This window comes from Prevotella aurantiaca (genome assembly GCF_015262605.1).
Taxonomy (GTDB): Bacteria; Bacteroidota; Bacteroidia; order Bacteroidales; family Bacteroidaceae; genus Prevotella; species Prevotella aurantiaca.
In genome coordinates this window covers 1-12,352 of sequence record NZ_JABZSJ010000069.1, presented here as the reverse complement: position 1 = coordinate 12,352, position 12,352 = coordinate 1, and the positions used below count along the sequence as shown (strand labels likewise).

Here is a 12,352-nt window from a genome sequence, read left to right as displayed (position 1 = left end):
AATATATTACACTGACAAACAATTAGTTAGATATTTACTGAATATCCCTAATTATGTCATATAAGTCCTGTTTTAACTCAGAGAATACCTAACGTGGTTTTTTCTTCCTTGCAATTTATTACAATAAACCAGAGTGGTACTTAATCATTAGAAATAATTTTAGGAATAGGTTGGGATATAAATCTGAATGTATTGCATTTAACTTTTCTGCCATATCTTAATAGTCGAAAGCACCTCCATAACTATCTATTAGCTTTTGAGCATATTCATCGATTACTTCAGTAAAACCATTAGTATTAATTGTATCGTATCAGTATAGTAATTAAACTACATAAGTTTCTTATTAAAAAAAAATTTTTTTTAATAAGAAAACACGCAAATATTAATTACAAAATTTTATTTTATAATGAAAAACGTTTTCGTCTTAATTTGTAAATTAAAATTAGCATATTTTGGGTGCAATATTCTATTGTAGAATATCGCCAAACTTATATGGAGAAACTGCTTCGTATTTGTTAATTTATAGCACCTATTAAGGTAACACATGCAAATGTTTCTTTATATACGTTCGATTTTTTATTACATAATTAGTAACCTGAACTCGGGATAAGAAACAAGTAAAAAAGTTGACAATCTCGTTATGTTTTTGTATCTTTATAGCTGGAAATCAATAACTTACAAAACATAAAACAATGATTACCAAAGACAAAATTACTGAAATATTTTGTATAGCAGATGAATTTTGCAAAGAATTTGAGTTAGAAATTAATAAAATAGGGATTCCTGAGAACGAAAAGGGTAAGCGTCGAAATCGAAAATGGCGTATGAGTAAGGCAGAGATTATTACTATACTGATATGCTTTCAATTTAATTCATATCGGAATTTCAACATTATAATATGTTCGTTGTAAAGGAATATCTTGCAGATTTGTTTCCTCAACAGTTATCGTATAATCATTTTTTGGAACTTGAATCGAGGATTTCCGTAGAGATGATGATGTTCTTGCAGATATGTTGCTTTGGTAGATGTAGGGGATTAGTTTAATTGATTCTACCTATATTCCAGTTTGTCATAATAAACGCATTTACCGTAACAAGGTCTTTAAGAATTATGCCACCAGAGGTAAAAGTACAATGGGGTGGTATTTTGGCTTTAAGCTGCATCTTATCTGCAATGAAAGGGGTGAAATACTTAACTTTATGCTTACAAAAGCCAACGTAGATGATAGAGATGAAAATGTATTTAATAGATTGACAAACAATATCTTCGGTAAATTATTTGCCGATAAAGGATACATATCTAATGGGCTCTTTGAAAGCTTGTTCAATGATGGTATAAATTTGGTTACTGGTATCAGAAGTAATATGAAAAATAAGCTCATGCCAATTTACGACAGACTACTTTTGAGAAAGAGAGCTGTCATTGAAACAATTAATGATGAACTAAAAAATGTGGCTCAGTTAGTTCACTCCAGACACAGAAGTATACTTAATTTTGCAATGAATGTTTTAGCTGTAATAGTAGCGTATTCATTCTGTGAGAAGAAGCCTAAAGTGAATTTTGATTTCTGTACAGAGCAGAGAACTAGTCAGCTTTCACTCTTTTAAGGAAACAACATTCTTTCAATTTTAAAAACTTTAGTCCCAATCGAAAAGGATTGAGGCTAAGATGGTATTGGCATAAATGAATTATCAAAATAACGAGAGGATTATCCCGAGTTCAGGTTATTAGGAAAACGCACCAAAGTTTGCGGTATCTTTCGAGTATCTTTTTTACATAAAATGCCGATAAGGTAAGGAACTGAATGGAATATTTTTTACAAGAGCGGACTTAGCAAGCGAATAACCGATTCCCAAAGGCGGTAAAGGAACATTTTTTGGTCTATTCCCTTTATTTTCCCTAACGGAATACACTTCGCTTCGTCGGCAAGAAATATACTTTTAACACGTTGAGCCATTGATTTATCATAAAAGAAAGCATTGGCTTCAAAGTTATTTTCAAAACTACGAAAGTCTATATTCGCAGAACCTATTGTTGCTATGTTGTCGTCTGCAACAAGCAATTTACTATGATTGAATCCTTCTTCGTAGCATAACACTTTTACACCGGCTTGTATCGTCTGTCTGAGATAAGAACGAGAGGCCATCTGGACTAATTTAGAATCGCTCTTTAGCGATACCATCAATCGGACATCTACACCCGACAAAGCTGCTGTTCGCATTGCAAAGAAGATGGGTTCGGTAGGCAAGAAGTAAGGCGTTTCCATATAAACATATCGCTTTGCACTCAGCAAAATCTTAATATAGCCTTGTTCTAATTCTTCCCATACATTGGTAGGACTGCTTGTTACAATCTGTACCAAACAGTTGTTTGTTGTTTCTGCTGTTGTGACGGGGTAATATTTGCGGTCGGTAATCAATGTTCGGTCGGCATGAAACCAATCTACAAGGAAAGCACGTTGTAGTCCATAAACTGCTGAACCACTTATTTTTACATGAGTATCTCGCCACTTCGTTCCCTTTACACCATGCACATAGCGTTGTGCTAAATTCATTCCGCCAATGAAACCGACCTTACCATCGACAACAATTATCTTTCGATGGTTACGATAATTCACCTTTCCTGTAAAGGCAGGAAAGCGCACTGGCATAAAGGAATGTACCTCGATGCCTTCTTCGCGCATCTGTTCAAAGAAGCGATTTGGTGTTTTCCACGAACCAACATCGTCGAATAGCAGGCGCACTTCTACTCCCTTACGTGCTTTATCAATAAGTGCATCGCGCAGTAAGCGCCCCAATGGGTCGTCGTCAATGATGTATGAGACAATGTGAATATGGTGTTCGGCCTTTCCAATTTCTGATAATAACGCAGGAAAGAACTCGTATCCCGACACATAAACATCGGTTTCGTTGTTCTTAAACGGTAGGGCTAAATTCTGATTCATAAAGAGTTGAATCAGTTCTCTGTGTTCTTCAGGTAGTTCTAACTGCTTTTGTTCAGCAAATTCTATCATTGAACGCTTTGTCAGTTGGTCTAAACTATTTTGCCAAATATGTCGATCTTTGCGTGTTCGACGTCCAAAAAAGAAGTAAAGAATGATTCCTAACAAAGGTAAAAACGATAATACCAGCACCCAAGCTATGGTTTTAGCAGGCTGACGGTGTTCCAGCAGCACCGTAATCATGGCGATAATGGCAACCACGGTGTAGGCTACAAGAACTATCCAGTGTATGTAAATCATTCTCTTCCCCTCCCTTTTTATAAGTATTATGTTCTATTCATTATACCACAATATCATTTCCCAACTTACGTGCAAGAACGTTTCTCATGTCTTGCATCTTCTTTATTTCGCCCATTATCTCCATTGTTTTGCTTAAATCGCTTTCTGTTGAAAGGCTAACTTGAAGTTCTTTCAACTGTTGTTCTACATAGTCCATGCGGTAATCGAGAATAAGATGCATGATGCGGTCGCGGAGATCAACCTCTCGTTCCTTTATCTGCATACTCTCCGATAGTTGGAAACGGTCTACACTGAGCTTTACTGCCAATGTTGAAACAAGTATATCGGGGTGGTGAGTAAAATATTCTTCTGCTTTAAAATCCTCATCTGAACTATGTTTAATAGCCTCGCTCAGTATCTGAACTGACAATGGATTACTGAAGGAAAGGTTGTCTAAGCCAAGGTCGTAGGCTATGTATTGTGCAACGTTAAGGTTGATGCGCTCGCCTGTTTCGTCGTCTTGTACATCGCGAATAATAATCTTTTCGCCATCTCTTACAATTGCCTGCACCAACATTGTTTCAACTTTCGAAGCTTGTTGCATAGGTGTTGCTGGACGTAACACCTGTTGTTCTCCTACAGTTTGTTCGGTTTCGCGTACCTGCTCTTTGCGTTGCTGCTCCCTGTCGTTATAGATAAAGCGATTCATCTGGGCAATAAGGGTATTTTCTTTCATACCTGTTCGGTGAACACACTCACGTAAATAGGTGTCGCGCAAGATAGGATCTTTTATTACAGCAATGCTTTGCACGATAGAATTGATAGCCTCTGATCGTTTAACAGGGTCGGTTACACCTTTTAATAATACGTTTATCTTGAAGACAATGAAGTCTGTCTGATTCTCTTCGATATACTTTCTGAATGCTTCAGCAGTTAAATTGCGTGCCAATTCATCAGGATCTTTCCCATCAGGAAGCAATAATACTTTCACATTCATACCTTCTGATAGTAACATATCGGTACCGCGTAAGGCTGCATGTTGCCCAGCTTCATCGCCATCGTATAACAATACAATGTTGGAAGTAAATCTACGAAGCAGCTTTATTTGGAAAATTGAAAGTGCAGTACCGCTGTTTGCAACCACATTTTCTATGCCACACTGGTGCATTGATACTACATCGGTATATCCTTCTACCATATATACAAGGTCGAACTTAGCAATTGCTTTCTTCGCTTGGTATATTCCGTAGAGCGCATGGTCCTTCTGGTAAATCTCACTACCTGGTGAATTGACGTATTTTTGACTTATTCCCTTTGTTCGTGCATCCAGTAAACGACCACCAAAGGCTATTACTTTACCGCTTACATTGAGCCAAGGAAAAATGACTCTTCCATTGAAACGATCTAAAAGTTCGCCATTATCACGTTCAAAACAAAGTCCAGTCTTTACAAGATATTCTGCCTTATAGCCTGCTTTCAGTGCAGCATTGGCAAACTCTTGCTTCCCAGTAAGACAAAAACCTAGCTGAAACTTCTCTATGATATCGTCTCTAAAGCCACGACTTCGGAAGTATTGCAGGCCTATAGCCTTACCATCTACATGGTTATGGAGTAAGTTGTTAAAGTATTTTGCTGCCCATTCATTTACAAGAAACATCGATTCGCGTTCGTTTTCGAGCTGTTTCTCTTCAGTAGTCAACTCTCGTTCCTTAACTTCAATGCCATATTTCTTTGCTAAAACCTTTAGAGCTTCGGGATAAGTCATTTGGTCGTGCTTCATAATAAAGTTCACAGCGTTGCCCGCCTCGCCACAAGAGAAGCACTTATAAACTCCTTTTGCTGGACTAACCGAGAAAGATGGCGTTCGATCATCGTGAAAAGGGCATAGTCCTTTATAGCTTGTACCTGCCTTTCGCAGCGAAACATACTCCGAAACTACGTCCACAATGTTCGTGGCTTCTAATATTCTATCTACCGTTGGTCTATCTATCATAAAGCTTTTTCTATCATTGAAGTTGCTACAAAGGTACAACAACAAAACAGGTATTCCAAATTTGAAAGCACTGAAAAAGCTGTTTATGTAGACTTTCTTTGCGCTTTTATTATTTTCTAATTGTATTTCCTTTTTAAATCAGAGTTCTTTTACAGATAAATTATACCAATTTTACAAAACAATAATTACCATGTTTCTAAAGAATGAAGACGTAGATTTATCATAAAAATAAAGATAATTAAGGAGGAACAAACCTTTCATCGCTTCCACTACCATTATATTTTATACCTTCAAATACAAGCAAAAGTAAAGGAAAGAAACTAGACTTTGAAAGGATAATGATATTTTTAGTGATTTGAATCAAAAAAAATATCGGATTGATTCGGATAAAATAAAAAAGGAGGGATGCGCTGATAAAGCGACATCCCTCTCTATAAGTATTAAGTTAAGTTTGTTCTAAGCAGTGCTTTAGAAGTTGTAGTATACACCGAAAGTAACGTTGTTACCATCGAGGCTTACACCTAAAGCGTGTGAATCTTTTTCAGCCTTCTCAGCCTTCAATGACTCCCAACCAGCAAAACCTACGTGAGCAACGAAGCTAACCTTCTTGCTGAGGTTTACAGCAACACCTGGTTTCAAACCAATGGTCCACTGATCGTATGAGCTACCACCTACGTGAGCATGGTTGTAGTGTGTATAACCAACAATACCATCAATGAAAGCGTTTACAAACTTTGAGTGAGCGAAAGTGAAACGTGCGTAAGGTTGGAATGTTACATAATTGTTTGTTTCTGATTCTATTGAAACTGGCTTACCCTTTTCTATTGAAACTGGCTTACCCTTACCCCAACCGAGAACAGTACCGATTGCCCAGTTGTTATTGATGTTATAACCGATTTCAGGAAGAACCTGATAAGTTGTTACATCGTCACCGCCTAGAATTTCAGAAGAAGCAACACCGAGGCTACCACCTACATAAACTTGCGCATTGGCTGCAACTGCTACAAAGGCAACAGCAAGAGTCATTAAAATCTTTTTCATCTTTTAAAAAATTAATTTGTTAATACTGAAATATCATTCTTTCTACGAACTTCAAACTCTATATAAAGAGAAAGGAAGTCATGAACTTGAGTGCAAAGGAACGGCTTTTAAAAAGAATGACCAAACTTTTACACGAAGTTTTTTTATAATGATGTAAAGGAACGTTAATCTTTTGGTAGTTTGAAAATATTTTTATAATAGAAACCCGATTATAACTATCAAATAATGATAAAATGGTATTATGACACTATCTGATTTAGCTTTTTAAGAATAAAAACGAATTAAAAATTTGGTAGTTAAATAATTTATGTTTACCTTTGCACCCACTTACGAAAAGTAAGGGCGTTTAGCTCAGTTGGTTTAGAGCATCTGCCTTACAAGCAGAGGGTCGGCGGTTCGAATCCGTCAACGCCCACAGGGGTGTTCCCTGTAACCTTTCGGGGTTGCGGGGAGTTTTTAGAGGGCGTTTAGCTCAGTTGGTTTAGAGCATCTGCCTTACAAGCAGAGGGTCGGCGGTTCGAATCCGTCAACGCCCACAAGAAGACGAGGATTACCTTACAACATAAAGTTGTGAGGTGTTTTTGTTTTATAAGCAACCTTTAACCTTTAAATAAAGAAAGATTATAGCAAAACTTTGCTGCGATATCAATTAAAAACACTAAATTTGCAATTAAATAAATAAAAGACTATGGTTCTTGATGTTTTAACCGCTGTGTCGCCAGTAGATGGCCGCTACAGAAGCAAAACCGAAAAGCTTGCAGATTACTTCTCTGAATTTGCACTTATACGATACAGAGTACGCGTAGAGATTGAATATTTTATCTCTTTGTGCGAACTCCCTTTACCACAACTGACTTCGTTCGATAAACAGCTTTTTGCTAAATTGAGAAGCATTTACGAAAAATTTACCGAAGAAGATGCGGCAAGAGTAAAAGATATAGAAAGCATAACTAACCACGATGTTAAAGCTGTAGAATATTTTATTAAGGAAGAATTCGATAAAATTGGTGGATTAGATGCTTACAAGGAGTTTATACACTTCGGACTTACATCACAGGATATCAATAATACCAGTGTGCCTTTGTCAATATTGGAAGCACTGAAAGATGTTTATTATCCACAAATAGAAGAACTGATTGCACAACTGCAAGAATATGCCAACGAATGGAAAGATGTACCAATGCTGGCTAAAACACATGGCCAACCAGCTTCTCCAACTCGTTTAGGAAAAGAAATAGAAGTGTTTGTCTATCGTTTGCAGGAACAATTAGAAACATTAAAGTCTTGTAAAGTTACTGCAAAGTTTGGTGGTGCAACTGGAAATTTCAATGCGCATCATGTTGCTTATCCTGAATATAATTGGAAAGAATTCGGCAATAATTTTGTAAGCAAATATCTTGGACTGCAACGTGAACAATGGACAACTCAGATTAGCAATTACGACCATATTGGTAGTATATTTGACGCTATGCGTAGAATCAATACAATTATCATCGACTTGGATCGCGACTTCTGGTTATACATTTCAATGGAATACTTCAAACAGAAGATTAAAGCAGGGGAAGTAGGTTCAAGTGCAATGCCACATAAGGTTAATCCTATTGATTTTGAAAATAGCGAAGGTAACCTTGGAATAGCAAACGCAATATTCCAATTCCTAGCACAGAAACTTCCGATTAGTCGTTTGCAACGCGATCTTACAGACTCTACAGTATTGCGCAATATAGGTGTACCATTCGGACATAGCATAATTTCTATTCAGAGTACATTAAAGGGACTTCGTAAACTTATTCTAAATCAAGAAAAGCTAAACGCCGACTTGGAAGAAACATGGGCAGTAGTGGCTGAAGCTATTCAAACTATACTCCGCAGAGAGGCATATCCAAATCCATACGAAGCTTTGAAAGCGCTGACACGTACTAATACGCATATGACAGCTGATAGTATTCACGAATTCATACAGACATTGAATGTTAGCGAAAAGGTGAAAGCCGAACTAATGGCTATTACACCACTCAATTATACAGGAATATAAAAAAGAAATAATAAATAAATCACACCTTACCTTATTATATAGAACGGACATAGAAACAAAACTTAAACACAAGTATAGTTAGTTTTCGACCGTGAGGTTAAGTATTATTTAAAAAGAATTAAAATTATGGCAGAAGAACTCGAGAAGAAAGAAAATCAATCTGGTCAGATTGAGAACAGCCGAGAAGGCTACTCAACTACCGGACAAGGAAATTATTACGAAAGAAGCTACCAAAACGCAGGACGTCCACAACGCCCACGTATCCAAGCACAACGTGCTTACGGAACAGACCGTGAAAACAACAAAGAAGAAGGTTTCCGTCCTGAAGGCTTCGGTTCAAATTTACAGGGAGGTGGCGTAGCTGATCGTAAAACTGGCTATCGCCCACGTACTAGCAGTTATGGTAATAACTTCCAAAGTCGTCCACAGCAAGGCGGATACCGCCCACGCTACAATAATAATGGCGATGAAGGTGGATACCAAAATCGTGGCGGCTATCAGAACAGACAGAATAATTACAATAACCGTGGTGGTTATCGTCCTCATTACAACAATAACGAAGGCGAAGAAAATGGATATCAAAATCGCCAACAACAAGGCGGATATCGCCCACGCTACAACAATAATGGCGACGAGGGTGGGTATCAAAATCGTGGTGGTTATAATAATAATCGTCAAGGCGGATACAACAATAATCGTGGTGGCTACAACAATCGCGGTGGCTACAACAATCATCAAGGTGGATATAATAATCGTGGCGGATACAACAATAACCATGGCGGATACAATAATCGTGGTAGTTACGGACAACAAGGCGGTTATCGCCAGCATAGTGCCGACTTCGATCCAAATGCAAAATACTCGTTTAAAAAGCGCATAGAATATAAGGAGGAAAATATCGATCCTAACGAACCATTGCGTTTGAATAAGTATCTTGCAAATGCTGGAGTTTGCTCACGTCGTGAAGCAGATGAATTTATCCAGGCAGGTGCAGTAACAGTAAACGGAGAAGTTGTAACAGAACTTGGAACAAAGATTTTACGTGCTGACGAAGTGAAATTCAAAGACCAACCAGTTTCACTTGAAAAGAAGGTATATGTTCTTTTGAATAAACCAAAGGACTATGTTACTACAAGCGACGACCCACAACAACGTAAAACTGTTATGGACCTTGTAAAAGGTATTTGTCCAGAGCGTATCTATCCTGTAGGACGTCTTGATCGCAATACCACTGGTGTATTGTTGCTCACTAACGATGGCGACCTTGCAAGTAAACTTACTCACCCTAAGTTCTTGAAGAAAAAAGTTTATCATGTATTCCTCGACAAACCTGTAACACCACAAACACTTCAGCAAATATCTGATGGTATTGAACTCGAAGATGGAGAGATCAAGGCAGATGCTATTGAATATGCTGACGAACGTGACCAAAGTCAAGTAGGAATTGAAATTCACAGCGGTAAGAACCGAATTGTTCGTCGTATTTTCGAAAGCCTTGGCTATCGTGTTGTAAAACTCGATCGTGTTCAATTTGCAGGACTTACAAAAAAGAATCTCCGTCGTGGTGATTGGCGTTACCTCACAGAACAAGAGGTAGACATGCTTCGTATGGGAGCTTTTGAATAATAAGAAACTAAATCTCCTCACACATAGCTGTGGCATTATGACGTGGCTATGTATGAGGAGTTTTTTAATAAATAAGCAATAATGAAAAGAACAAAAGTCGTCGATGCTTTAAGTTGCACCGACTTTGGAAAAGATATAAACGTAAGAGGATGGGTACGTTCTCATCGTAGCAGTAAAGCTGTCGATTTCATTGCGTTGAACGACGGTTCTACCATTAAGAATATTCAGGTAGTTATTGACCCAACGTCTATTGATGCCGAAATACTAAAAAACATTACGACTGGTGCTTGTATCAGTGCAACTGGTGTTCTTGTTGAAAGTCAGGGAAAGGGTCAGACTTCTGAAATACAATGTAAAAACATAGAGATATACGGACTTTGCCCAAACGATTATCCAATGCAGAAGAAGGGACAAAGTTTCGAATACATGCGTAAGTATGGCCACATGCGTCTTCGCACCAATACTTTCGGTGCTGTATTCCGTATTCGCCACCACATGGCAATGGCTATTCACCAATATTTCCACGAACATGGATTTTACTATTTCCACACACCAATTATAACAGGTAGCGACGCAGAAGGTGCTGGAAATATGTTCCAAGTAACTACACTCGATTTAGACCGTGTTGCTAAATCGGACACAGTAGATTATAGTGCAGACTTTTTTGGCAAGAAAACTCATCTTACTGTATCAGGACAGTTGGAAGGAGAACTTGGAGCAACAGCACTTGGAGCTATCTATACTTTCGGTCCTACTTTCCGTGCAGAAAATTCTAATACGCCAAGACACTTGGCAGAGTTCTGGATGATAGAGCCAGAAGTGGCTTTTATCGACCAACAAGAATTGATGGACTTAGAAGAAGACTTTATTAAGTATTGCGTTCGTTGGGCATTAGAGCATTGTAAGGACGATCTTGAATTCCTCAATCAAATGATTGACAAGGAACTTATTGCTCGTCTTGAAGGAGTTTTGAAAGATACTTTCGTGCGCCTTACCTACACTGAAGGCTTTGAAATATTGAAAAAAGCGCAAGAAAATGGCATTAAATTCGAGTTCCCAGTAGCTGAATGGGGAATGGACCTCAGCAGCGAGCACGAACGTTACTTGGTGGAAGAACACTTCAAGCGTCCAGTAATCATGACTGACTATCCAAGTCAGATTAAGTCTTTCTACATGAAGAAGAACGAAGATGGCAAGACAATGCAAGGAACTGACGTACTTTTCCCACGCATTGGCGAAATCATTGGTGGTTCTGTTCGTGAGGAAAGCTACGAAAAGCTGCTCGAAGAAATTCACAATCGCGGTATGAAGGAAGAAGTTTATGACTGGTATCTCGACACTCGCAAATACGGAACTTGTCCTCATGGTGGTTTCGGTCTAGGTTTCGAGCGTCTCATTCTTTTCGTAACAGGTATGCAGAATATTCGCGACGTTATTCCATTTGCACGCACACCAAAGAACGCAGAATTCTAATTTGGTGAAAAGCAAAAGAAGATAAATACAAATCAGCCCACAAGTTGAAACGCTTGTGGGCTTTTTCTTTGCCCTAATCGAACATGCAATATCAGTAGTTTGTCGTTTTTTATATCTCACCAAAATGCAGAAATATGCAACTTTCCTTCTCCATTTTGTCATAATATTTTCATTCTGCATTATTCTTTTTTCATCAGAAATCATTACCTTTGCAACTGTTGGAACCCACCAACTTACACCATTAGAACACAAAAGTTATGACCAAAGAAGAATACAACCAACTCGACATCCACTTTGCGCACTGCGCCAGTAATCAATGTAAAAAAGCAAACAAGTGTTTGCGCAACATAGCCCATAGTATGCTTGTTCACAACAGACACGATTTTTATTCTGTTATTAATCCATCAGTAATAAAAGGCGACCAGCCTTGCCCTCATTTCATATCAGACCACCGAGAAACTTTCGCTTGGGGTATCTCCCATATCTACGACAAAGTGCAAGTAACCGACTTAGACAATATAAGAAAGAACATCATATACAACTTCGGGAAATCGATTTACTACCGTATTAAACAACAAAAACGTGCTATTACGGAAGACGAACAACAAACCATACGAAACGAGTTTACCGAAATGGGATATGATGGGAATGCTATCGAATTCGACCGATACGAGGAGAAATATCCTATACTAATGCAACTGTATAAGTACAACTAATCAAATCTTTATCAATATAAAATATGATTATCATATGTCTGATAATGGATTATCATATGTCTGATAATGAATTATCATACGTATGATAATGGATTAACATAAGCATGATAATGGATTAACATAAGTATGATAATGGATTAACATAAGCATGATGATGGATTAACATAAGAGTATTTTCGAACAAAATAAAGTAAAGAGGGTGTGTCAAAATTGATACATCCTCTTTTTATTCTTCCTTTACCTTGTC

7 protein-coding genes, 2 tRNA genes and 1 pseudogene are annotated in these 12,352 nt (G+C 37.8%); 7 read left to right on the top strand and 3 right to left on the bottom strand.

What is annotated here, in order from left to right; genetic code table 11:
• Positions 1–692 precede the first annotated feature (692 nt).
• A pseudogene (locus HXN26_RS09890) lies at positions 693–1,608 on the top strand (IS982 family transposase).
• A gap of 209 nt (positions 1,609–1,817) precedes the next feature.
• On the opposite strand, the gene cls reads toward HXN26_RS09890, so the two are convergent.
• From cls to HXN26_RS09875, 3 genes are all read right to left on the bottom strand, one after another.
• The gene (gene cls, locus HXN26_RS09885) at positions 1,818–3,242 is read right to left on the bottom strand and encodes a cardiolipin synthase (RefSeq protein WP_273161025.1); all 1,425 of its coding nucleotides are present in this window, start codon (positions 3,240–3,242) and stop codon (positions 1,818–1,820) included.
• Between the two features lie 40 nt (positions 3,243–3,282).
• Positions 3,283–5,214, bottom strand: coding sequence for a DNA primase (gene dnaG, locus HXN26_RS09880; RefSeq protein ID WP_273161024.1), 1,932 nt, complete (start codon positions 5,212–5,214; stop codon positions 3,283–3,285).
• A 468-nt stretch (positions 5,215–5,682) separates the two neighbouring features.
• Positions 5,683–6,255 (bottom strand): outer membrane beta-barrel protein, encoded by a 573-nt coding sequence (locus HXN26_RS09875; protein ID WP_273161023.1) that lies wholly within the window; start codon positions 6,253–6,255, stop codon positions 5,683–5,685.
• 340 nt (positions 6,256–6,595) lie between these two features.
• Here HXN26_RS09875 and HXN26_RS09870 point away from each other — a divergent pair.
• The 6 genes from HXN26_RS09870 (at position 6,596) to HXN26_RS09845 (ending at position 12,105) form a co-directional block, all read left to right on the top strand.
• Positions 6,596–6,670, top strand: a tRNA-Val gene (locus HXN26_RS09870).
• 46 nt (positions 6,671–6,716) lie between these two features.
• Positions 6,717–6,791 (top strand) — tRNA-Val (locus HXN26_RS09865).
• A gap of 152 nt (positions 6,792–6,943) precedes the next feature.
• Entirely contained in the window at positions 6,944–8,290 is a 1,347-nt protein-coding gene (gene purB, locus HXN26_RS09860; RefSeq protein ID WP_273161022.1) for an adenylosuccinate lyase, read from the top strand.
• Positions 8,291–8,416: 126 nt separating this feature from the next.
• Complete coding sequence (locus tag HXN26_RS09855) at positions 8,417–9,916, top strand: pseudouridine synthase (RefSeq protein ID WP_273161020.1); 1,500 nt, start codon at positions 8,417–8,419, stop codon at positions 9,914–9,916.
• 81 nt (positions 9,917–9,997) lie between these two features.
• On the top strand, positions 9,998–11,389 hold the full coding sequence (gene asnS / locus HXN26_RS09850; protein ID WP_273161018.1) for an asparagine--tRNA ligase: 1,392 nt from the start codon (positions 9,998–10,000) through the stop codon (positions 11,387–11,389).
• A gap of 257 nt (positions 11,390–11,646) precedes the next feature.
• Positions 11,647–12,105 carry a DUF6078 family protein gene (locus HXN26_RS09845; RefSeq protein WP_025000475.1) on the top strand — a complete coding sequence of 153 codons (459 nt, stop codon included), beginning with the start codon at positions 11,647–11,649 and terminating at the stop codon, positions 12,103–12,105.
• Positions 12,106–12,352 lie beyond the last annotated feature (247 nt).